The organism is Bradyrhizobium lablabi, assembly GCF_001440475.1.
Classification (GTDB): domain Bacteria; phylum Pseudomonadota; class Alphaproteobacteria; order Rhizobiales; family Xanthobacteraceae; genus Bradyrhizobium; species Bradyrhizobium lablabi.
The window spans coordinates 23,597-45,195 of sequence record NZ_LLYB01000127.1 but is presented as its reverse complement, the minus strand read 5'-3'; the positions used below and the strand labels follow the sequence as shown (position 1 = coordinate 45,195).

Annotated in this window: 19 protein-coding genes; 10 read left to right on the top strand and 9 right to left on the bottom strand. The window is 64.3% G+C overall.

Going from position 1 to position 21,599, the window contains the following annotated elements; translation table 11 throughout:
* Positions 1-29: 29 nt before the first annotated feature.
* Positions 30-1,355 carry an SMI1/KNR4 family protein gene (locus CQ14_RS37165; protein ID WP_057862705.1) on the top strand — a complete coding sequence of 442 codons (1,326 nt, stop codon included), beginning with the start codon at positions 30-32 and terminating at the stop codon, positions 1,353-1,355.
* Here the strand turns inward: CQ14_RS37165 and CQ14_RS37160 are convergent.
* Positions 1,352-2,455: an FUSC family protein gene (locus CQ14_RS37160; protein WP_057862827.1), complete on the bottom strand. Its 1,104-nt coding sequence runs from the start codon at positions 2,453-2,455 to the stop codon at positions 1,352-1,354. The genes CQ14_RS37165 and CQ14_RS37160 overlap by 4 nt on opposite strands.
* Positions 2,456-2,591: 136 nt before the next feature.
* Here CQ14_RS37160 and CQ14_RS37155 point away from each other — a divergent pair, with 136 nt between their 5' ends.
* Positions 2,592-3,962, top strand: a complete 1,371-nt coding sequence (locus CQ14_RS37155) for an MmgE/PrpD family protein (protein ID WP_057862704.1) — start codon at positions 2,592-2,594, stop codon at positions 3,960-3,962.
* A 2-nt stretch (positions 3,963-3,964) separates the two neighbouring features.
* Here the strand turns inward: CQ14_RS37155 and CQ14_RS37150 are convergent, their stop codons facing one another.
* Both CQ14_RS37150 and CQ14_RS37145 read right to left on the bottom strand, forming a co-directional pair.
* Positions 3,965-4,255 carry a DUF1330 domain-containing protein gene (locus tag CQ14_RS37150; RefSeq protein WP_057862826.1) on the bottom strand — a complete coding sequence of 97 codons (291 nt, stop codon included), beginning with the start codon at positions 4,253-4,255 and terminating at the stop codon, positions 3,965-3,967.
* A 29-nt stretch (positions 4,256-4,284) separates the two neighbouring features.
* The gene (locus CQ14_RS37145) at positions 4,285-4,566 is read right to left on the bottom strand and encodes a DUF1127 domain-containing protein (RefSeq protein ID WP_199805719.1); all 282 of its coding nucleotides are present in this window, start codon (positions 4,564-4,566) and stop codon (positions 4,285-4,287) included.
* A 133-nt stretch (positions 4,567-4,699) separates the two neighbouring features.
* Between CQ14_RS37145 and CQ14_RS37140 the strand changes: the two genes are divergently transcribed.
* Positions 4,700-5,569, top strand: coding sequence for a LysR family transcriptional regulator (locus CQ14_RS37140; RefSeq protein ID WP_057862702.1), 870 nt, complete (start codon positions 4,700-4,702; stop codon positions 5,567-5,569).
* Between the two features lie 18 nt (positions 5,570-5,587).
* Here CQ14_RS37140 and CQ14_RS37135 read toward each other — a convergent pair whose 3' ends face one another.
* The 3 genes from CQ14_RS37135 to CQ14_RS37125 form a co-directional block, all read right to left on the bottom strand.
* A complete protein-coding gene (locus tag CQ14_RS37135) occupies positions 5,588-7,018 on the bottom strand; it encodes a serine hydrolase domain-containing protein (protein ID WP_057862825.1) in 1,431 nt (476 codons plus the stop codon).
* Positions 7,019-7,167: 149 nt separating this feature from the next.
* Positions 7,168-8,283 (bottom strand): AraC family transcriptional regulator, encoded by a 1,116-nt coding sequence (locus CQ14_RS37130; RefSeq protein ID WP_057862701.1) that lies wholly within the window; start codon positions 8,281-8,283, stop codon positions 7,168-7,170.
* 77 nt (positions 8,284-8,360) lie between these two features.
* Positions 8,361-8,927, bottom strand: a complete 567-nt coding sequence (locus tag CQ14_RS37125; RefSeq protein ID WP_057862700.1) for a GNAT family N-acetyltransferase — start codon at positions 8,925-8,927, stop codon at positions 8,361-8,363.
* Between the two features lie 194 nt (positions 8,928-9,121).
* On the opposite strand from CQ14_RS37125, the gene CQ14_RS37120 reads away from it, so the two are divergent.
* The 4 genes from CQ14_RS37120 to CQ14_RS37105 all read left to right on the top strand — a co-directional run bounded on the left by CQ14_RS37120 (position 9,122) and on the right by CQ14_RS37105 (position 13,332).
* Positions 9,122-10,039 carry a pirin family protein gene (locus tag CQ14_RS37120; RefSeq protein WP_057862699.1) on the top strand — a complete coding sequence of 306 codons (918 nt, stop codon included), beginning with the start codon at positions 9,122-9,124 and terminating at the stop codon, positions 10,037-10,039.
* Positions 10,040-10,108: 69 nt separating this feature from the next.
* Positions 10,109-11,023 (top strand): phosphoribosylaminoimidazolesuccinocarboxamide synthase, encoded by a 915-nt coding sequence (locus CQ14_RS37115; protein WP_057862698.1) that lies wholly within the window; start codon positions 10,109-10,111, stop codon positions 11,021-11,023.
* A 416-nt stretch (positions 11,024-11,439) separates the two neighbouring features.
* Positions 11,440-12,480 carry a zinc-dependent alcohol dehydrogenase gene (locus CQ14_RS37110; RefSeq protein ID WP_057862697.1) on the top strand — a complete coding sequence of 347 codons (1,041 nt, stop codon included), beginning with the start codon at positions 11,440-11,442 and terminating at the stop codon, positions 12,478-12,480.
* Positions 12,481-12,528: 48 nt separating this feature from the next.
* Positions 12,529-13,332 carry a crotonase/enoyl-CoA hydratase family protein gene (locus CQ14_RS37105; protein WP_057862696.1) on the top strand — a complete coding sequence of 268 codons (804 nt, stop codon included), beginning with the start codon at positions 12,529-12,531 and terminating at the stop codon, positions 13,330-13,332.
* Between the two features lie 46 nt (positions 13,333-13,378).
* Here CQ14_RS37105 and CQ14_RS37100 read toward each other — a convergent pair whose 3' ends face one another.
* Together CQ14_RS37100 and CQ14_RS37095 are read right to left on the bottom strand one after the other, a co-directional pair.
* Complete coding sequence (locus CQ14_RS37100) at positions 13,379-14,872, bottom strand: NAD-dependent succinate-semialdehyde dehydrogenase (RefSeq protein ID WP_057862695.1); 1,494 nt, start codon at positions 14,870-14,872, stop codon at positions 13,379-13,381.
* Between the two features lie 157 nt (positions 14,873-15,029).
* Positions 15,030-15,350: a hypothetical protein gene (locus tag CQ14_RS37095; RefSeq protein WP_057862694.1), complete on the bottom strand. Its 321-nt coding sequence runs from the start codon at positions 15,348-15,350 to the stop codon at positions 15,030-15,032.
* 362 nt (positions 15,351-15,712) lie between these two features.
* Here CQ14_RS37095 and CQ14_RS37090 point away from each other — a divergent pair, with 362 nt between their 5' ends.
* Both CQ14_RS37090 and CQ14_RS37085 read left to right on the top strand, forming a co-directional pair.
* Positions 15,713-16,906, top strand: a complete 1,194-nt coding sequence (locus CQ14_RS37090) for a serine hydrolase domain-containing protein (protein WP_057862693.1) — start codon at positions 15,713-15,715, stop codon at positions 16,904-16,906.
* 244 nt (positions 16,907-17,150) lie between these two features.
* The gene (locus CQ14_RS37085; protein ID WP_057862692.1) at positions 17,151-18,845 is read left to right on the top strand and encodes an AMP-binding protein; all 1,695 of its coding nucleotides are present in this window, start codon (positions 17,151-17,153) and stop codon (positions 18,843-18,845) included.
* A 156-nt stretch (positions 18,846-19,001) separates the two neighbouring features.
* On the opposite strand, the gene CQ14_RS37080 is transcribed toward CQ14_RS37085, so the two are convergent.
* Entirely contained in the window at positions 19,002-20,003 is a 1,002-nt protein-coding gene (locus tag CQ14_RS37080; RefSeq protein WP_057862691.1) for an adenosine kinase, read from the bottom strand.
* A 92-nt stretch (positions 20,004-20,095) separates the two neighbouring features.
* Between CQ14_RS37080 and murJ the strand changes: the two genes are divergently transcribed.
* A partial coding sequence (murJ, locus tag CQ14_RS37075; protein WP_063800476.1) for a murein biosynthesis integral membrane protein MurJ occupies positions 20,096-21,599 on the top strand: 1,504 nt, incomplete at its 3' end.

The window sequence follows — 21,599 nt, the reverse complement described above, 5'->3', positions numbered from 1 at the left end:
CGCAGGCTCCCGCCTCGTTCGGAGACCCCATGTATCTCGCAAAATTCTTTCATCGTCCGCCCGGCGACGATGACCGTGAACTTCTTCTGATTCCCGGCGGCGATCACACCGTGATCGGCATCTACATGGACGAGGGCCGCGAACAGCAGCGCGACAATTTCCTGTACGAGGAATTTTCGGACATCGTCATCGCCGTTTACGCACTGCATCGTCACGCCGCCGAGCTCACCGCTGCCGGTTACGTGGAGACGGCTCATACCAGATATACGCTGCGCAACCTGCTGCCGAACCCGCAGCCGAAGCCCGACTGGCAGAAGGACCTCGACGAATTGATGCTGGCCTCGCTGAGCGCGCCGCTGGAGGAACAGGCCCGCCAGCTCGCAGCACTGCGTGGTACGCCCGCCGAACGCGAGCCGCTCTATCTCTGGCTCGCCGCACATCACAGCTATGTCGCCGATGAAGACAACGTCCGAACGATTCGCCTTGCCGAACAGGGGCGCGACACGATTGCGGCCCGCCGCGCCGCCAAGATGCCGCACTACGCCTGGTCGATCGCAGAGAGCGAGCTGGAGGCCCGCACGCTGGAGGTGCTGAGCTGGGCGCATTTGCGCGCGGACAATCCGCAAAGCGCGTTGCAGGTGGTCGAGGAGGCGTACAAGGTTGCGCCCAGTCATGACCGCGGCGTGCAGCGCGCGACGATCCTGCGCGATCATTTCCCGGACCGGCAGGAGGAAGCCTTCGACGCGGCCTATAAAGCCTCCCGCTTTGGCGGCTACGAAGAGATCGTCGCGCTGCCGGCCTATGCCGACTATGCCGCGCGGCGCAGGAACATGCCGAAATCCGACAAGGGCTGGCGCTGGAGCGCGAAAAAGCCCGCCAGCGAGGATGATTTGGGCCGTACCGAAGCGGAGCTTGGCGCGAAGTTGCCGCAGGACTACCGCCAATTCCTTGCGACCTACGGCGAGAGCGAATTATGGGTCCGGTTGCCGGAGCATTCCGGCGAATTGTGCTTCTACCGGCCGTCGGAGCTCGCGACCCAGCGCAACAATGTGTTCAACTTCATTTCGTTGACGGAGGAGGATCCGGACAAGGTCGACGCCTATTTCCGTGAGGAGTACGGCGTCGCCGCGCGCGACCTCGTACCGGTGGCCGAGCCCGCGCACCAGAGCCGCTGCGTGGTGATCAATCTGGGCCAGGGCGATCGCTACGGCTGGTGCTTCCATTGGGACCACGACGGCCCGTGGGAGCTGGAACAGGCCACACCGAGCTTCGATATCGCCATGAAGGCGCTTACCTCAGGTATCGAGCGGCGCGATACAGCGATCCTCGGCTTCCTCGGCATCTATCTCGACTAGACCTTTGCACCGGACATCGTCTCGCACCATTCGGCATGACAGCGATCAAGGTCGTTGAGATTCTGCCGCATCTGCTCGAGCGAAAATCCCAGCGCGAAGAATCGTTCCGCCACGTCGACCGGCACGCCGCGGGTCAGGCCGTCGCTTCGCACGGCGGCGACTTCGGCGGCATAGACCTGCAGCGCCGCATCGACGGGCTGGATGTCCACCGCACCACTGCCGCTCCGCAGGGACGCAGCCGCGGCGCGCATATAGTCGACGATCGCCTTGCTGACATCGGATAGCGGTCGCGCCAGCCTTGCCTGCACGTTGGCCGGCAGCGGCACCACGCTGGCACGGCCGATCATCACGACATCATGGCGCAGGCGCTGGATGGTGCGCAGCAAGGGGCCGGTGTCCGGTCCCGACGACAGATGCGCCCCGCGCTCGCGCTCGGCTTCCAGTCCGATCGCATGGAGGCTGGCCATCGCGGTGCCGATGCCGTCCTGGATGCGGTGCAGGGCGTCGTTATCGAGCCCGCGTGTCAGCCCCGCGAGCAGTTCGGCGAATGCGGCAGCCAGCAGTTCCAAAAGCTGCGCCGCATTGATACGGATCTGGCTGATCGCTCGCGACGGCAGCACCAGGAATGAGACCACGAGCCCGGTGAGCGCGCCGACGGCGACCTCGAACAGCCGGTCGATGGTGGAATCCAGCGGATTGGCGTGGTTCATCGCCGGCACCAGCAACACAATCACGGCGGTCACCGTCGCGGCGCTCAGGCTGGGATTGATGGCCCCGATGAACGCCATCGGCGCGACCGTGAGCACCAATAGCGCCAGCAATCCGCCCTCGCCGGAATGCGGGATCAGAATTGCAATGGCACCGCCATACGCCGCGCCGCCGATCGTACCGAGCATGTAATCGCGCGTTGCCTTCAGCGATCGGCCGACGCTCATCTGGGTGACGATCAGCGAAGTCAGCACCGCCCATAGCGGCAGCATCAGGTGCAACGCCCTGGCGATCGCATAGGCCGCAACCGCGGCAACCGCGAGCCTGACCGCCAGCGACAGTTGCGTCTTCCGCGCTCCGATCGCGACAAGCATGCGTTTTGCGAAGGCCATCATGCGCTGCATCCCGGAATCTACCCGCCACGCCTGTGCTAGACGACTTCAGGCATAGCTGATGCCCGCGACAGGGAGGCGGCTTGAAAGGTCAAGTCGGCCCGCCTACCCTGCCCGGCAAATACGAGGAAACACGATGGCCCACGAAACCGCAACGCTCGCAGCCTATGTCGCCGGCCTCAAATTCGAAGATATCCCGCCGCAGGTGCTGGAACGCGCCAAGGTGCTGACGCTCGACTTCCTCGGCAGCACGATCCGGGCGCGGCGTGACGCGGAATCCACTCCTTCGCTCTTGAGGATGCTGGAAGCGCTAGCGCTGGACGGCAAGGGCGAAGCCACCGTGTTCGGCGACAGCAAAACCTGGACGCCGGCGGTTGCGGCGCTGCTCAACGGCGCGCTGGGCCATTCGCTCGATTTCGACGACACGCATGCGGACTCTTCGCTGCATCCGAGCGCGCCCGTGGTGCCGGCGGCGTTTGCGGTCGGCGAAATGGTCGGGGCATCCGGACGCGACGTGCTGACCGCGATCGTAGCCGGCTATGAAGTGTGCTGCCGCCTCGGCAACGCGCTCGATCCCACCTCGCATTATGCGCGCGGCTTCCATCCGACCGCGACGGCGGGAACCTATGGCGCGGCGGCCGCCGCCGGAAAACTGTTCGGCCTTTCGAAGGACCAGATCATTTCGGCCTTTGGCGTTTCCGGCAGCCAGGCCGCGGGCTCGCTGCAATTCCTCGTCAACGGCGCCTGGAACAAACGCTATCAGGTCGGCGCGTCGGCGATGAACGGCGTGATCGCCGCCACGCTCGCGCGCAACAATTTTATCGGCTCGACGGAATCAGTCGAGGGCAAGCATGGCCTCCTCGTCGGCTACAGCGACGATGCCCATCCGGACAAGGCCACCGCTGGCCTCGGCAAGACCTATGAGACGTTGAAGATCGGCGTGAAGCCGTATCCGAGCTGCCGCTATACCCATGCGGCGCTCGATGCGCTGATCGCGATGCGCCGGGAACACAATCTAACGCCGGACCAGATCAAGCGCGTCGAGATCGGCCTGCATCGCAACGGCATCACGCTGACCGGCGACGCCGCCACCAAGCGGCATCCGACCTCGATCGTCGGCGGGCAGTTCTCGATGTTCTTTACCGGCGCGCTCGCGCTCGACCAGGGCAGCTTCGGCTGGGACGATTACGGGCGGCTCGGCGATACTGGGGTGAATGCGCTCGCAGACAAGTTCGACGTGGTGCAGGATGATCGCCTCGAGATCGGCCGTACTCATCCGTTCGGCGCGCGCGTCTCGATCACCACCGACGACGGCGTGCATGAGCGGCTCTATGCCGATCCCTCCGGCGAGCCGGATACGTTCCCGGACGCACAGGCGATGCAGCAGAAATTCCTGACGCTCGCCCGCCCGGTGCTGAACGGCCGCGCCGATCAGCTCGCCGACGCGATTCTGTCACTGGAGCGGTTTGACCGCGTCGAGAAGGCGACGCAGTTGGGCCGGCAGTAAGCTCACGCCGCGCCCTCAATGATGATGAAGTCGGCAACGGCATATTTCTGCCGGATGGTCTTTGCCGCACTGTATTCGGGGCTCTCATAGCAGGCTCTTGCGGTCGCGCGATCGGCAAACTCGACCACGACATTGCGGTCGCGTGCCTCACCTTCCATGACCTCGTACGCGCCGCCCCGCACGATGAAATTGGCGCCAAATTTCTCGAAGGCCGGCCGCGCGGCGGCAAGATAGTCGGGATAGCGCTGCGCATCGCGCACCGAAACGCGGACAATCCAGTAGGCTTTAGGCATCATACGCTCCCTGCGATGCGTGAAATTTCTCAGCGGTTAGTGCGGCCCAAGCTGGTTCCCGACCGTAGCGCCGCGCCGATCTCGGAGCGGTTGATGCCGACGTCTCGCAATGCCATGTCGTCCATTGCTGCGAGTTCGATAAGTTGGTGGCGTTGCCGCCGCAAGCTGAGATAGCGCGCCCAACCCAGCAGCATATGGCCGATCGCTCGCGCCCGCGCCGCATGCGCGCGGCGGACCAGTTGATGCGTCAGCGAACCCTTTTGCGAAGGCGTAAGCACTTTCCAGTCGGAAGGCCTGATGACGTAAGGCATGGCGAACTCCTCCATCCGGCAGACCGGCATACGGCCTGCCATAGGAAAGGTTTACGGCTTCCATTTCATCACATAAAATGAATAATAATGATTTTCTTTATCTCAATTCGGGATGATCCCGGGAGTGATACAGATGGACCTTTCCGACCTCCGCATATTCACCGCTGTCGTGCGCGAGGGAGGCGTCACCCGCGCGGCGGAGAAACTGAATCGCGTGCAATCCAACGTCACCACGCGCATTCGGCAACTGGAAGAGGACCTTGACGTCCCGCTGTTTCTGCGCGAGGGCAAACGGCTTCACCTCGCACCCGCAGGCCAGCTACTGCTCGGCTATGCCGACCGCCTGCTTTCGCTTGCCGACGAGGCACGCGCCTCGATCCGGGATCCCCGGCCGCGCGGCCTGTTTCGCATCGGTGCCATGGAGAGCACGGCGGCCGTCCGCCTGCCGAGAACGATCAATGAGTACAGCCGGCTGCACCCCGAGGTGACGCTGGAGTTGCGGACCGGCAATCCGGGCGTACTTGCCACCGCTATCCTGGCAGGCGAACTCGACGCAGCGCTGGTGGCCGAGCCGATTGCCGATGCACCGTTCGAGAAAATGTTTGCCTTCGAAGAAGAGCCGGTGATCGTGTCGGCGGCAGGGCATCCACCGGTTGGAAAGAAGGGCAAGTTTCCAAAGACCATCATCGCCTTCGAACATGGTTGCCCGCACCGCGCGCGGCTGGAAAAGTGGTACGCCAAGCACGGCGAAATGCCTGAGCGCACAATCGAGCTCAGCTCCTATCACGCCATGCTCGGCTGTGTCGTTGCCGGCATGGGCATCGCGCTGTTGCCGCGGAGCGTGCTGACGACATTTCCGGAGAGCAAGCGGCTGGCTGTCCACCGCCTGCCCCCGGGCGAGAACCGCTCCAAGATCGTGCTGATCTGGCGCAAGGGCGCAGATTCGCCAAATGTCGCGGCGCTCCGCGAGATCCTGTCGCGGTCGAACCGCGACAGGTCGTGACGTCGCGACGAAACGCGCTCAATTGCCTCCAGCAAGTTTGGCGTGGATGTTCGTCGCAGCGATCACATCGGCCACCAGCTGAAACACGCCATCGGCCTCCGGCGGCCAGTTCGGTGAACGGCCGAGCCGGACGATCACCAGCCGTTCCGACGGCGCGATGATCACGTATTGCCCGATCGTGCCCTTGGCGAAGAACGCATCGCGCGGCCAGCCGCGCTCGGTGCGGTAGGTCGCGCCAAAGCTGTCGCCGAGATTGGTCCAGAATCCCGCACCCTGGCCGACCCAGGCGTTCGGCGTCGGCGTCGCCGAATACTTTACCCAGCCTTCGGGGAGAATGCGTTTTCCCCCGGCCATGCCGTCATTGAGATAAAGCTGGCCGAAACGCGCCCAGTCGCGTGCGCTCGCCAGCAACTGGCTCGATCCTTCCGCATTGCCGGAGGCGTCGAATTCGAGGGTTACGTTGCGCATGCCGAGTGGCTCGAACAATTCCTGCCGCGCGAAGCTCATCATGCTCGCCGCACTGCCACCGGTAGCCTGGCGGATCAGATGCGCGAGGATGACCGTGTTGCCATCGTGGTAGTTCCACGCCGCACCCGGCGCTGACTCCAGCGGCATGCTCGCGGCATAGGCGGCCATGTCGGGTTCCATGAATTTCATGCGGTTGACCGGCTCGAGTGCCGACGCCAGCGATGCCTGCAGCGAACTGCCGAGCTTGAGCCCCGCGGTATGGCGCAGCAGATGATCGAGCGTGATGGCGCGCCTTGGATCGTCAGGCTTTTGCCACGCTGCAATCGGCACGCGCTCGTGCAGTTTCAGCGCACGCTTGCGCACGAGGATACCGGCCAATGCCGAGATGACCGATTTGGTGGCGGAGAATCCGAGCAGCGGCGTATCGATGCCGATGCCGTCGGCGTAGCGCTCGGCAATAACGCGCCCGTCCTTCAGGACCACGATTGCTCGGGCGTTGCGCGGCGTCGAGCGATCAGGCTCGGCGAAGGCGCGATCGAGCGCCGCAGCGAGTTGCGACGTCTGCGGCGCGACAACGGCGCGGCCTGCGATCTCGGGCAGCAGCGCCGGCCTGGCTTCCGCCGGCGGCAATGCAATATCGGCCACCGCTCCACCGTGATCGAGATAGCAGCCGACGCCTTCGCCGCGGTAGACCGCGTGGCTCCGGCCCAGGCCGAACAGCGTGACCGTGACATCCTTGCGCGCGCGGTCGACGCGATAGTCGAGCGCCCAGGCGATCAGGCTGGCGCCGGGCATGGCCGAGGTCGTCTCAGTGAACACGCGCGCAGGGTCGAGGCCGGAGACGAAGGTCTCAGTGCAGAGCACGTTGGCGACGAAGCCGGTCGCGACTTTTGGGACGTCGCGGGCGCGGGCGGCCGAGAGCGCGAGCGCGCTCAGCGCGGTTGAGGCAGCGAGGATGAGAATGAGATTTCGTCTGGTCACGAGGGCCTCCGGCATGACGCATCAGCGCGTGCCGGGGATGATGGCGAGGCTGTCACTGGCCGCTCGCCGAATTTGGAATTCGCGCTGGCCGAAAGCTCAATGCGGCTCGCCGATTCCGAAATTCGATAGAAATTACAGTACGATGAAGCTTAGACTGCGTTCGCCTTGAGCCGGCGATATTCAGTCGGCGTAACGCCGGTAATCGCCTTGAAGGCGCGGTTGAAGGGCCCAAGCGACTGGAAGCCGGCGTCCATCGCAATGGTAATCACGGGGACTTCGGCCTGGCTCGGATCGGCGAGCGCCGCCTTGGCCTCGGCGATCCGGTGCTCGTTAAGGAATACATTGAAATTGCGGTAGCCGAGCCGCTGGTTGATCAGCCGCCGCAGCCGGTATTCGGGAATGCCGAGTTTGGTCGCCAGCGTGCCGATGGTGACGTTGTCGTGGCGATAGATGCGCTCGTCGGCCATCAGCCGCATCAGCGCATCGACCAGCTTTTGATCGGCGCTGGATTCGACCACGGCCGCTTCGCTACCACTGCTCTGAATCTCGGGCGCAGCCGGAAACAAATCAGCGCCATCGACCCGCATCATGGCAATCGATATCGCCGCGACGACGGCGGCCAGCATCGCCGAATTCAGCGTGTTGGCGAGTTCGGCGCCGCCGCTACCGGACAGCGATATCTGCAGCACCGCATTGAGCCCACCATAGAGCGCTGCGGCGCTGACGATGAAAACGCGGACGCGGCGGCGGCCCTCGACAAGGTCCGATGACCATGACGCGATGGTTTGAGCAACAGCCAGGGCAATGAAGCCGAGCACAAGCAAATTGATCGCCACGAACAAGATCCGCATCGCGGAGATGAGGGCCATCACCTCTTCGCCCGCGAAGGTGGTTCCCTTGGTCCCCATCATCGCGGCCGGCGCGATGAACAGGCAATTCGTCAAGCTTAGGACAACAACCGCGATCCAGATCAGGCCATGCCACCAGCGCAGCCTGAACCCGTCGTCAAACAGGGCGCGGGCGAATAGCCAGAAAACCACGACATTGCCGGTCGAGAGTGCGATCACAAGCGCATGCGCCGGCGACACCGGCGACGTCACGCCGATCGACGAGGTCACGGCATGCGCCGCCGATCCCAGTGCAAAGGCCGCCGCCAGCCGCCCGGCCAGCACCGTTCCAAAACCGCGAAACAGCGACACCGCCAGCACCAGCAGCAGCGCCACGGTGGCGCCGCGCAAGGCGATGTCGATGGTGGAAAGCAGCATTCGGACGGTCCGTTCGCGCAGGTCGTTTCCGCGCTGTCAATCTAGTGAGAATCGTTCCGTGGTTCAATTTGTGCCGGTCAACCCTTCCAGCTACTCCGCGACGTCGCCCAGCGCTCATTGATCTTGCCGGATAGATCAACTTCACCATCCCGCCTCGCTCCCAGCCGCCGCGCGACGGCTTGCGATGGCGCGTTGGAGGATTCGATACAATGGATGATTTCGTCGATCTCGAAGGTCGAAAACACCCAGTCGATAGACGCCCGCGCCGCCTCTACCGCGTAACCCTTGCCGCGGTATTCCCGGTCGATGCCCCAGCCGACCTCAAACCCCGGCCAGCCCGGCGGGCACCACGGCCCGACACGGCCGATATAGTGGCGGTTCGACTTCTCCTCGACGGCGAACATGCCGAAGCCATGCAGCGCCCAATGCCCCGATATCACGGCGGCGTTGCGCCATCCGCCGATCTCGGTGGTGATCGCCTTGCCGTCGGGCGTGATGTAGCGCGCGGTATCGGGATCGGACAGCATCGCCGTATTTGCGGCAATGTCGTCGCTGCGCCACGGCCGCAGGATCAGGCGCGCGGTCTCGATGACGGGGCCATCGACTTTCAGGAGTTTCGCGCCGGGCTTGAGCGGAGGGATCATTCGGTTTCCTTCCGTAATTTTGTCTGCATCTTTGCCTACCGCCGTCATTGCGAGGAGCGCAAGCGACGAAGCAATCCATCTCTCCCCGTGTTGAGGTATGGATTGCTTCGCTCGCAAAGACGCGGAAAGGCCATCACCCGTGGTCGGCCCCGCAATTGCTGCTATAATCGCACAAAACGTCAAGGAGCCCCCACATGAGCTGGCAACCCTCCAACGATCCCGTGCTCGGCGATCCCAGGACCTGCGACGCCCTCGACCTCATCATCGTGCCGCGCACCCGCGATCTCGGCGATGGATTTGCGGTGCGGCGCGCGCTGCCGCATGGCAAGCGGCAGATGGTCGGACCTTTCATCTTCTTCGATCATTTCGGCCCGGTGCAGTTCATGGCCGGCAAGGGCATGGACGTCCGGCCGCATCCGCATATCGGGCTTGCTACCGTTACCTACCTGTTCGACGGCTCGATCATGCATCGCGACAGCGAGGGCAATATCCAGGAGATCCAGCCCGGCGCGATGAACCTGATGACGGCGGGGCGCGGAATCGCGCATTCCGAGCGCACGCCCGACGTGCAGCGCCGCGACGGCCAGAAGATGCTGGGCCTGCAGAGCTGGATCGCCCTGCCGGCCGGATCGGAGGAAATCGCGCCGTCCTTCCAGCACTATGCGGCGGAAGCGCTGCCGACCGTGAAAGAGAACGGATTCACCGCGCGCATCATCGCAGGAAGCGGCTTCGGCGTGAAATCGCCTGTGAGCATGGTATCGCCATGGTTCTATACCGAGGTGACGGCGCAGGCCGGAACCAGCGTGCCGCTCGACCCTGACCATGAGGAGCGCGCGATCTATCTCGTCGACGGCGAGGTCGAGATCGCGAACGAGCGCTACGAGGGCCCGCGGCTGCTGATCTTCCGGCCCGGCGACCGCATCACCGTGAAGGCCGTGCGGCCGACGCGGATGATGTTTCTGGGCGGCGACGCGCTGGAAGGCCCGCGGCATATCTGGTGGAATTTCGTCTCCTCCAGCAAGGAGCGGATCGAGCAGGCCAAACAGGACTGGAAAACCGGCCGGTTTGCCGCCGTTCCGCAAGAACATGAGTTCATTCCGCTGCCGGAGTGAGCTATTGCTCCGCCTACCTGTTTCCGCACGCGCACCCTGGCGCGCGTGCCTGTTCGAAAGCCTGACCTGATGAACGCGATGCTCGCCAGCGATTTGCCCCTGCCCCGGATCGGCAGCGGCAAGGTGCGCGATATCTATGCCGTCGGCAGCGACTGCGTGCTGCTGCTCACTACCGACCGCATCAGCGCGTTCGACGTGGTAATGGCGGAAACCATTCCGACGAAGGGCGCGGTGCTGACGCAGATCAGCGCATGGTGGTTCCGCCAGCTCGAAGGCGTGGTGCCGCATCACATGATCAGCGCCGACGCCGATGAGATCATCCGCAAGGTGCCTGCGCTGAAGGACCACCGCGCCGACATCCTCGGGCGTGCGATGCTGTGCCAGCGCACCACCGTGTTTCCGGTCGAATGCGTGATCCGCGGCTATATCTCGGGCTCGGCCTGGAAGGAATATGCGGCGTCCGGCACGCTTGCCGGCGAACAGCTCGAACCCGGCCTGGTCGAGAGCGAGAAGCTGGGCGCGCCGATCTTCAGCCCGGCGACCAAGGCCGAGACTGGCCATGACGAGAACATCACGGTGGCGCGGGTGCGCGAGATTCTGGGCAATGATGTCGCCGAAAAACTCGAGAGCATGGCGCGCACGGTCTATAATTTCGGCGAGCGGATCGCCCGTCACCGGGGCATCATTATCGCCGATACCAAGTTCGAATTCGGCCGCGCGGCCGATGGCCGCATCATCCTGATCGACGAGGTGATGACGCCGGACTCGTCACGGTTCTGGGCTGCCGACGTCTACAAGCCCGGCCGGCCGCAGCCCTCCTTCGACAAGCAGCCGCTGCGCGACTACCTCGACGCCGAGCGCCGTGCCGGCCGCTGGAACGGCGACGCCCCGCCCCCGCCGCTGCCCGACAGCGTGGTGGACGCGACCAGCAAGCGCTACCTCGAAGCGTATCGCCGGGTGACGGGGGACGAGCTCGCGATCTAGCTACGTCATTGCGAGCGCAGCGAAGCAATCCATCTCGCGGCATACCGGAAACATGGATTGCTTCGTCGCTTCGCTCCCTTGCACAAGCGCTTCGCGTTTGTCGCAGGCAATGACGCAGAGATAGCGACGTAAGCCTCGAACGTCATCCCCGCGTAGGCGGGGATCCAGTACGCCGCAGCCTATCGGTTCAATCACTCGCGTCTCTGGAATACTGGATCCCCCGCATTCGCGGGGGACGACAACTAAATGTGAGCGCAGCTCTCGCCGCGAGATTGTGCTTGCGCTGAAGGCAAATCAGCACGCCGTCCGGCGGATTGGTTGCAAGAGTGGTGAACCCGATTCACCCCGGATGAGGACAAACCTTTTGTCCGCGCACGCGGGCTTCTGCAGTCTCCGGTCAAACGGAGAAAAGCAGGATGCGCCAACTCACCTATGTCGGCGGCAATACCATCGAGTGGTGGGACGTGCCGGCTCCGATGTTGCAGGATGACCGCGACGCGCTGGTGCAGCCCCTGGCGGTGACACGCTGCGATCTCGACCTCACCATCGTCTGCGGCAAATCCGGCCTGCCTGGCCCGTTCGCGCTGGGCCATGAGACCGCCGGCCGCGTCACCGACGTCGGGAGTGCCGTGAAGAATTTCGCGCCCGGCGATCTCGTCATCGTGCCGTTCCAGATCAGCTGCGGCGAGTGCGCGCGTTGCCTGCGCGGACACACCAACGCCTGCACGTCCGTCCCCTTCCGCTCGTCATATGGCCTCAAGCCGGTATGCGGCGTCGAGTATGGCGGCTCGCTGTCGGATCTCATCCGGGTGCCGTTCGCCGACCACATGCTGGTGCGGCAGCCCGCGGGGCACGCATTGTCGCAAACCGCAGCCCTTGCCGATGGCGCGACGGATGCGTTCAGCGCGGTCGCCTACTGGCTGCGGCACTGGCCGGGCGCGGAGGTGCTGGTGATCGGCGGGGCCGGCCAGTCGATCGGCATGTTCGCGATCCAGGCGGCGCTGAGCCGCGGCGCGGCCCGTGTGGTCTATGTCGATGACGATGCCAGGCGGCTTGCGAAAGCGAAATCGCTGGGCGCCGATGTGCATGAAGCGCCGAAGGGACTTGCGATGGAGCCGGTCGGCCTGTTCCCGATCGTGGTCGATGCGGCGGCAACCGACGCCAGCATTTTACTGGCGTTTCGCTCGGCCGAGCCCAACGGCATCTGCCAGCGCATGTACGGCGACTTCAAGGAGACGACGTCGGTGCCACTGCGGCACATGTACGGTGTCGGCATTACCCTGCGGATCGGGCGTGTGAATGTGCGGGCCGAGATGCCCGGCTGCCTCGCCCATGTCGAAGCCGGCCATTTCCACCCCGAGCACGTCATCACGCGAAAGGTCCGCTTCGAGGATGCCCACGAGGCGATCGGAGATCCCACCATCCGCGTCGCCTTTGTTCGCGATGGCATCGACTAGCGTGTGACGCTAGGCTGCCGGTCAGAACAAAAATGGAGGACGCCAAAGATGACCGAAGCCGATTCCGTGCTCGTCGAACGCGATGGCCCCGTCACCATCGTTTCCATCAACCGCCCGCATTGCCGCAACGCCGTCGACGGCGCAACCGCGCGGAAACTTTACGAGGCGTTCCTTGCCTTCGATGCCGATGAGGCGGCGTCGGTCGCCGTGTTCACCGGCACCGGCGGCTATTTCTGTGCGGGCGCCGACCTCAAGGCGGTGGCGGCGGGCGATCCGAACAAGAAACGCGAACTCGGCGGCCACGACTCGGTCGCGCCGATGGGGCCGAGCCGGCTGCGGCTGTCGAAACCGGTGATCGCCGCGGTCGAAGGTTTTGCGGTCGCCGGCGGCATGGAGCTCGCACTATGGGCCGACATGCGCGTGGTCGCCGAAGACGCCACCTTCGGCATATTCTGCCGCCGCTTCGGCGTGCCGCTGATCGATCTCGGCACTGTCCGCCTGCCGCGGCTGATCGGCCATTCGCAGGCGATCGACCTCATTCTCACCGGCCGCCCGGTCAGCGCGCAGGAGGCGCTGCGGATGGGCCTGGCCAATCGCGTCGTCGGCAGGGGTGAGGCCGTCGCGCACGCGATCACGCTGGCACGAGAGATCGCGCGCTTCCCGCAGACCTGCCTGCGCGCCGACCGCCTGTCGGCGCTGCAGCAATGGGACCTTGCGGAGGAAGACGCCATCGCCAACGAAATGCGCGGCGGGCTGAAAGTGATCGCCTCGGGCGAAACGCTGTCGGGTGCGACGCGGTTCGCCTCCGGCGTGGGGCGACATGGCGCGTTCGCGAGCGATGCCAGCGATTGAGATGAGCTGTCGTCCCTGCGAAAGCAGGGACGACAATGGATGGATGCTACACCCCGGCCATCATCACGTATTTGATCTCGACATATTCTTCCATGCCGTGATGCGAGCCTTCGCGGCCGAGGCCACTTTCCTTCACGCCGCCGAAGGGCGCGACTTCGGTGGTGATCAGCCCGGTGTTGACGCCGACCATGCCCGACTCCAGCGCTTCCGCGACACGCCAGACTCTTCCGAGATCGCGGGAATAGAAATACGACGCCAGCCCGAACGGCGAGTTGTTGCACATCGCGATGACGTCGGCCTCGTCCTTGAAGCGGAACACGGGCGCCAGCGGGCCGAAGGTTTCCTCATGCGCCACCAGCGCGTCCGGCTTCACATTCGAAAGCACCGTCGGCTCGAAGAAGCTGCCGCCGAGCGCATGGCGCTTGCCGCCCGTGACGATTTTCGCACCACCCTTGACGGCGTCGGCAATGTGCTTCTCGACCTTGTCGACCGCTTCCATGTTGATCAGCGGCCCCTGCACCACGCCCTGCTCCGTGCCGTCGCCGATCTTCATCGCCGCGACCTTCTTCGACAGTTTCTCGACGAATTGGTCGTAGATCTTGTCCTGGGCATAGATGCGGTTGGCGCAGACGCAGGTCTGGCCCATGTTGCGGTATTTCGAGACAATGGCACCCTCGACCGCGGCGTCGATATCGGCATCGTCGAACACCACGAATGGCGCGTTGCCGCCGAGCTCGAGGCCGAGCTTCTTCACGCCCACTGAAGCCTGCTGATAGAGGATCTTCCCGACTTCGGTCGAGCCGGTGAAGCCGACGAAGCGCACCGCGGGATGCTCGCACAACACCTTGCCGATCGCGGACGAATTGCCGGTGAGGATGTTGAACACACCCTTGGGCACGCCGGCCTTCTCGGCGAGCGCAACCAGCGCCAGCGCAGTCAGCGGCGTTTCATTGGCCGGCTTGAGCACGACGGTGCAACCGGCAGCCAATGCCGGCGACACTTTTCGCGTGATCATCGAACACGGGAAATTCCACGGCGTGATCGCGCCGCAGACGCCGATCGGCTGCTTGATCGCAAGCAGGCGTGCGTCCGGCCGCTGCGTCGGAATGGTTTCGCCATAGACGCGGCGCGCTTCCTCGGCAAAGAATTCGACATAGGCGCCGCCGATATCGACCTCGCCGAGCGCTTCCGCGAGCGGCTTGCCCTGCTCGGAGGTGAGGATCAGCGCGAGATCCTCGCGGTTCGCCGCGATCAGCTCGAACCATTTTCGCAGGATGTTGGAACGCTGTTTTGCCGTGTGCTTGGCCCAGGCCGGGAACGCGCGCTCGGCGGCTTCGACGGCTTGCGTGGCTTCCGCCGTGCTGAAGGCGGGTACCTTTGCCAGTTCGACGCCATTAACGGGATTGGTGACGGGGCGTGACGGCGTGCCGACCCAGACGCCGTCGATGTAACAGCGGTCGCGCAGCAGCGAGGGATCTTTCAGGCGGTCATGCAGCGAGGGGGCGGAAGCTGAAGCGCGTGCGGCAACGGGTGGATTCATGGCGTACTCCTCGGATTTTCTTGCAGGATTGATCCGAGTATAGGCCGATATCGGCGGCGGTGCACCGGCCGCAGATGCAGATCTGCTTCAAGCTATTTTGAGACCGATTGGTTCGTCGTTCCGGGGCGCGATGCGAACCCGGAATGACGACATCAACTCAGGCCGCGCCGCTCATATACGTCTCGCGGCGGCCGATCATGCGTTGCGCTGCCGCTTTCGCGTCGGCTTTCGAGGAGGTCGCGCAGGTCCGGTATTCGAGGTCGGGCAGCTTGGCGGTGTCGCGGCGGCCGAACCAGGATTTGGCGCCGACCGCAAGTTGCGCCAGCGCCTGGGCGACGTTGTCGACCGCCTCGAACGAGTGCAGTGCGCCGGTGGCGGCATAGCGGACTTCATAAAGCCCGGGGGTAATCGGCGCCTCGATGTTCTCGCCCCGTCCGGGACGGGGATACCGCTTCCATTCACTCCAAGTCGAAATCATTGCGCACCTTTGCGACAGGCAGAAATGAGACAATTTTGGTTAATTTGGTCCAGCCAACGCGCAACGTTTGTGCTGGAATTTGAACGCTTTACTGCAAAAAATCGGCGGCGGGAATCGTGGCGAAATCACGATATCGTGGATGGTGAATCCGGTCACCGCCATTGCCCATCTCCCACCGCAGAATGCGGCGGGGTGTTGCAGTTTTGTGCCGGATGGCCCGCGAGACCTGCCCAAACGTACTTTAGCTTCCATCGCCCATCACGAGACCGCGACATCGCCTGCGAGCGTCCGCTCCCGCTTGCGGGATCAAGCAGCCGGGAGGAAGATCGTTCCACTTCAAAAAAACATTCGGGAGGTGACCAATGCAAAGCAAAGCCGCGATCGATCAGGTTCTGCGTCAGAAGTGCGAGGCAAAGGAAATTCCCGGCGTGGTCGCGATGGCCGCTACCGGAAGCGACGTGATCTACCAGGGCGCGTTCGGCAAGCGCGACCTCGGCAAGAACGAGGACATGACCGCGGACAGCGTGTTCTGGATCGCCTCCATGACCAAGGCGATCACGTGCGCCGCCGGCATGCAGCTGGTCGAACAAGGCAAGCTCTCGTTGGACGAGCCGATCGGCAAGATTTTGCCCGATCTCGCCAACCCGCAAGTGCTGGAAGGTTTTGACGCGAAGGGCGAGCCAAAGCTGCGCCCGGCGAAGATTCCGATCACGCTGCGCCAGCTCATGACCCACACCGCGGGCCTTGCCTACGGCTTCTGGAACGGCGACATGGCGGCGTATCTGGAGAAGGCGGCTGTTCCGCCGATCACCACTTGCCAGAACGCCGCGCTGAAGACCCCGCTCATAGCCGAACCCGGCACGCGCTGGGAATACGGCACCAACATCGACTTCGTCGGCAAGGCGGTGGAAGCCGTGAGCGGCAAACGGCTCGACGCCTATCTGCGCGATAACATTTTCACACCGCTCGGCATGAACGACACCGCCTTCAAGATCACCGATTCCATGCGCAAGCGCCTGGTCGGCATGCATGCGCGCGGCGACGATGGATCGCTGGCGCCGATCCCGTTCGAGATCGAGCAGGAGCCGGAATTCCACATGGGCGGTGGCGGCCTCTACAGCACGGCGGCCGACTACATCAAGTTCACCCAGATGATCCTCAACAAGGGCCGCGGTAACGGCAACCAGTTGCTCAAGCCCGAGACCGTCGCGCTGATGAGCCAGAACCACATTGGCGATCTCACCATCGGCAAGTTGACGACGGTTCTGCCGATGTACACCAACGATGTCGATCTCTATCCTGATATCGTGAAGAAGTGGGGACTTAGCTTCCTCATCAATACCGCCAAGACGCCGGAAGGCCGCAGCGCCGGCAGCCTCGCCTGGGCGGGCCTTGCCAACAGCTATTTCTGGATCGACCCCGCGCGCAACGTCGCCGGCGTGATCCTGATGCAGTTGTTGCCGTTCGCCGACGCCACGGCGCTCGAGGCTCTTGCGGGCTTCGAACGCGGGGTTTATGCCGACCTCGATGCCGGCAGCGGGCAGCGGGCGGCGTGATTGCAAGGAGACGTCGTGATTGCCGCGCCTCTTCGTGCGGCGCGGCACACTCTCTCCGTTCCCTCCCCCCTTGCGGGGGAGGGTCAGGGAGAGGGGTAAGCCACGGGCGACGGCGTTTGTGGCCTACCCCTCTCTCCAACTCTCCCCCGCAAGGGGGGAGAGGGCGCAGCATGAATCGCGATGAACTCCTTCTCTCATTATTCGCAAACTCATACTTGCAGACCTCATACTCGGAGACCTCACATTGACCCACACCACCGACTCCTACGTCTGCGGCACCGCCAACGCGCCGCTACTCGGCGACACCATCGGCCGCTGCCTCGATCAGGCCGCTCAGCGCTGGGCCGATCGCGAGGCGCTGGTTTCGCCAAGCCATGGCGTGCGCTGGACATGGAAGGAATTTGCCGGTCACGTCGAGGCGCTGGCGGCGGGTTTTCTCGCGCTCGGCCTCGAACGCGGCGCGCGGATCGGGGTGTGGTCGCTGAACCGGCCGGAATGGACGCTGACGCAATTCGCCGCCGCCAAGGCAGGACTGATTCTCGTCACCATCAATCCCGCCTACCGTCTGAGCGAACTTGAATTCGCGCTGGCCAAAGTGGGCTGCGCGGCGATCGTTACCGCCACCGCGTTCAAGACCTCCAATTACATGGAGATGCTGAACACGTTGCTGCCCGAGCTTGCGGCATCGCGGCCGGGCGAATTGCAGGCGCAGCGGCTGCCGCAACTGCGCGCCGTGATCCAGATCGGCGGGCCGAAATCCCCGGGCACCATCGCGTTCGAGGGCGTGAGCAAGAAGGGCGGCGCGCGGCACCGCGAGCAACTTGCCGAGCTTTCGCGGACGCTGCAGTTCGATGACGCCGTCAACATCCAGTTCACCAGCGGCACCACCGGATCGCCCAAGGGCGTGACGCTGACCCATCACAACATCCTCAACAACGGCTATTTCGTTGGCCGCGCGATGCGGCTGACGGAAAAGGACCGCATCTGCATTCCGGTGCCGCTCTATCACTGTTTTGGCATGGTGATGGGCAATCTTGCTTCCGTCACGCTTGGCGCGACCATGGTCTACCCCGGCGAGGGTTTTGACCCACTGGCGACGCTGCAGACGATCGAACAGGAAAAATGCACCGCGCTCTACGGCGTGCCGACCATGTTCATCGCCGAACTCGATCATCCCGAATTCTCGCGCTTCAATTTGAAGTCGCTGCGCACCGGCATCATGGCCGGCGCGCCCTGCCCGATCGAGGTGATGAAGCGCGTCAACAACGAGATGAACATGGGCGAGGTGACCATCGCCTATGGCATGACCGAGACGTCGCCGGTCAGTTTCCAGAGCTCGACCGACGATCCGCTGGAGCGGCGCGTCTCCACCGTCGGCCGCATCCATCCGCATGTCGAGGTCAAGGTCGTCGATCTCGAAGGGCGCGTGGTACCGCGCGGCGAACGCGGCGAGCTCTGCACCCGCGGCTATAGCGTCATGCTGGGCTATTGGGACGAGGCCGAAAAGACCGCCGACGTGCTTGACGCCAATGGCTGGATGCATACCGGCGATATCGCGATCATCGACGCGGAGGGCTATTGCAACATCGTCGGTCGCATCAAGGACATGGTGATCCGCGGCGGCGAGAACCTTTATCCACGTGAGATCGAGGAATTTCTCTATCGCCACTCCAAGATCCAGGACGTGCAGATTTTTGGCGTGGCGGATGATCGCTACGGCGAAGAGCTCTGCGCCTGGATCCGCACTCGCCCCGGCGAAACGCTCACCGCCGAGGACGTGCGCGCCTTCTGCCAAGGCCAGATCGCCCACAACAAGATCCCGCGCTATGTCGAATTCGTCGACGAATTCCCGATGACGGTGACGGGCAAGATCCAGAAGTTTCTGATGCGGGAAGCGGTGGAAGCGAAGCTGGGGTTGAAGGCGGCGAAGACGGCGTGAGGTGCAGACTTGCGAATCTATTCGCCGTCATGCCCGGGCAAAAGCCCGAAGCGCGTCTTCGCGCTAGATGTTCCGGGCGTCCACGTCTTGACTGGCTATCCGCAATGAAGGCGTGGATGGCCGAGAAAAGCCCGGCCATGACGAGAAACCTTCGTCCTAAACCGGCAGCCCCTTCTGCTGCGCCAGCTCCTTCAGCGACACCTGCGGCCGCGCGCCGATGTGCTGGATCACTTCGGCGGCGGCGAGCGCGCCGAGACGGCCGGCGTTTTCGTAACCCGCATCGCGCACGAGGCCGAACAGGAAACCGGCGGCGAAGAGATCACCGGCGCCTGTGGTATCGACCAGCTTCTCGATGGGGTGCGCCGGCACCGCGACGACGCCGTCCTTTGCAGCGACCACGCAGCCCTTTTCGCTGCGGGTGACGACGCCGAGTTTCGTATCGGCGCGGAGCTGCTTCAATGCGGTGTCGAAATCCGAGGTCTGGTACAGCGAGTGCAATTCGGCCTCGTTGGCGAACACGAGATCGACCGTGCCCTTGCGCATCAGGTCGAGAAACTCGTCGCGGTAGCGATCGACGCAGAAGGAATCCGACAGCGTCAGCGCTACCTGGCGGCCCGCACCGTGCGCGATGGTTGCCGCTTTCACGAAGGCTTCCTTGGCGCTCTGGGGATCCCAGAGATAGCCTTCGAGATAGACGATGCGTGACGCCGCGATCTGGGCTTCGTCGATATCAGCGGGCTTGAGGTCCTGCGCCGCGCCGAGATAGGTGTTCATGGTGCGCTCGCCGTCAGGCGTCACCAGGATGTAGGAACAGCCGGTGGCGGGGCCGGCATCGGCCGCCTTGGTCTCGTACGCGACGCCGGCGGCGCGGATGTCGTGGGTGTAGAGGCCGCCGATCTGGTCGTTCTTGACCTTGCCGATGAAGGCCGCGCGGGCGCCGAAGCCGGCGACGCCGACGATGGTGTTGGCGCCGGAGCCGCCGCTCATTTCGGTCGCCGGGCCCATATCCCTGTAGACGGCGGCGGCGCGGGCCTCGTCGATCAGCGCCATGCCGCCCTTGGTCATGCCGTGGCGAGCGAGAAATCCCTCGTCGGTCTGCACCAGCACGTCGAAAATCGCATTGCCGATCCCGAGAACGTCGTATTTTGCGTCAGCCATCGATCCCGTCCTGTTTACGGCGTTGCGCGAAAGGCTGCGGCCTACCAGATCAGCGTAGCGCCAGCAAGGGAAGCGGCTGCTATAGAAGCGCCATGATCCGCTCCTTTCTCACGGTATCCTCGGGAACGCTGGCCTCGCGGCTGCTCGGATTCGTGCGTGATTCCACGCTCGCGGCACTGCTCGGCGCAGGCGCGGTCGCGGATGCGTTCCTGGCGGCGTTTCAACTGGTCAATGTGATCAGGCGGCTGCTCACCGAGGGCGGGCTGAACGCGGCGCTGGTGCCGGCCTGGCTGCGGGTGCGCGAAACCGACGGCGCGGCCGCAGCCGCAGCGTTTGCGGGGCGCGTGCTTGGAACGGTCACGGCAGCTCTGATTATCGCCACCGCACTGCTCGCGCTGGTCATGCCGCTGGTGATCGCGGCGCTGGCGCCGGGATTTGCGGGGCGCGATACGCTGCAGCTTGCTGTCGACAACGCACGCCTGATGCTGCCCTACCTCGCCTTCGCCGGCCCGGTGACCGTGATGATGGCGCTGTTGAATGCGCAGGGACGGTTTGCACTGACGGCGTTCTCGCCACTGTTGTTCAACATCGCGCTGATCGCAGTGATGGCGGTGCTGCTGGTCGCGCGGCCGGATGCGGTGCAGGCGGCGCAGATCGTGGCCGCGACCGTCGGCATCGCCGGCCTGTTGCAATTATCGGTGCTGGTGCTGCGCCGTGGCGAGAACATCGCAGCGCCCCTGCGGATTTCCTTCGACACCGAAATCCGTGGCTTCCTGGCCAAGGCCGCCCCCGGCATGATGGCGTCGAGCGCGCCGCAATTGCTCATGGTGGCCGGCGCTATCATCGCCTCGTCATCGCCCTCGGCGGTATCGTGGCTCTATTTCGCCAACCGTCTGGTCGAGCTGCCGCTCGGCATTGTCGGCGTCGCCATGGGCACGGTGCTGATCCCGGAACTGACGCGCGCGGTGCGCGGCGATGGTCGCACAGCCGTGGCGCATGCGGAATCGCGCGGCCTCGAACTCGCGGTTGGGCTGGCGCTGCCGGCCACGCTCGGCCTGATCGTGCTGAGCGAACCGATCGTGCGGCTCTTGTTCGAACGCGGCGCCTTCACCGCCGATGACACGAAGGCCACCGCCCGCGCGCTGATGTGGTTGACGCTGGCGCTGCCCGCCCATGTGCTGGTGAAGGCGCTGTCGCCGGCCTTCTTCGCGCGCGAGGATACGATGACGCCGCTGATCGCCGCGCTGCTTGGCGTGGTGCTTTCGATCGCGCTCGCGTACCTGCTGGGCCATTGGTACGGCGCTGATGGTATTGCGGCCGCGATTGCGCTCGGCGCGTGGAGCATGGCATTCCGCCTGATCCGTCGCGGCGCCGAGACATTTGGCTTTTCGATCGATGCCGACGCCCGCCGCCGTCTGCCGCGCATCGCCCTGGCGGCGCTCGGCATGGGCGCGCTGCTGTGGCTTGCGACGCGCGCGCTGCCTGCCCTCGCCTCAGGCGCGCACGACCTCGTGCAGGCCGTCCTGCTGCTGGCCGTGATCATGACAGGAATCGTGGCTTACTGCCTGTTCTTAAGGCTTTTCGGTGTCGTCGGCT

Coding starts and splice junctions, on each gene's coding strand:
- CQ14_RS37165 (WP_057862705.1), top strand. CDS start 30: ATGTATCTCGCAAAATTCTTTCATCGTCCGCCCGGCGACGATGACCGT.
- CQ14_RS37160 (WP_057862827.1), bottom strand. CDS start 2,455: ATGGCCTTCGCAAAACGCATGCTTGTCGCGATCGGAGCGCGGAAGACG.
- CQ14_RS37155 (WP_057862704.1), top strand. CDS start 2,592: ATGGCCCACGAAACCGCAACGCTCGCAGCCTATGTCGCCGGCCTCAAA.
- CQ14_RS37150 (WP_057862826.1), bottom strand. CDS start 4,255: ATGCCTAAAGCCTACTGGATTGTCCGCGTTTCGGTGCGCGATGCGCAG.
- CQ14_RS37145 (WP_199805719.1), bottom strand. CDS start 4,566: ATGCCTTACGTCATCAGGCCTTCCGACTGGAAAGTGCTTACGCCTTCG.
- CQ14_RS37140 (WP_057862702.1), top strand. CDS start 4,700: ATGGACCTTTCCGACCTCCGCATATTCACCGCTGTCGTGCGCGAGGGA.
- CQ14_RS37130 (WP_057862701.1), bottom strand. CDS start 8,283: ATGCTGCTTTCCACCATCGACATCGCCTTGCGCGGCGCCACCGTGGCG.
- CQ14_RS37125 (WP_057862700.1), bottom strand. CDS start 8,927: ATGATCCCTCCGCTCAAGCCCGGCGCGAAACTCCTGAAAGTCGATGGC.
- CQ14_RS37120 (WP_057862699.1), top strand. CDS start 9,122: ATGAGCTGGCAACCCTCCAACGATCCCGTGCTCGGCGATCCCAGGACC.
- CQ14_RS37115 (WP_057862698.1), top strand. CDS start 10,109: ATGAACGCGATGCTCGCCAGCGATTTGCCCCTGCCCCGGATCGGCAGC.
- CQ14_RS37110 (WP_057862697.1), top strand. CDS start 11,440: ATGCGCCAACTCACCTATGTCGGCGGCAATACCATCGAGTGGTGGGAC.
- CQ14_RS37105 (WP_057862696.1), top strand. CDS start 12,529: ATGACCGAAGCCGATTCCGTGCTCGTCGAACGCGATGGCCCCGTCACC.
- CQ14_RS37100 (WP_057862695.1), bottom strand. CDS start 14,872: ATGAATCCACCCGTTGCCGCACGCGCTTCAGCTTCCGCCCCCTCGCTG.
- CQ14_RS37095 (WP_057862694.1), bottom strand. CDS start 15,350: ATGATTTCGACTTGGAGTGAATGGAAGCGGTATCCCCGTCCCGGACGG.
- CQ14_RS37090 (WP_057862693.1), top strand. CDS start 15,713: ATGCAAAGCAAAGCCGCGATCGATCAGGTTCTGCGTCAGAAGTGCGAG.
- CQ14_RS37080 (WP_057862691.1), bottom strand. CDS start 20,003: ATGGCTGACGCAAAATACGACGTTCTCGGGATCGGCAATGCGATTTTC.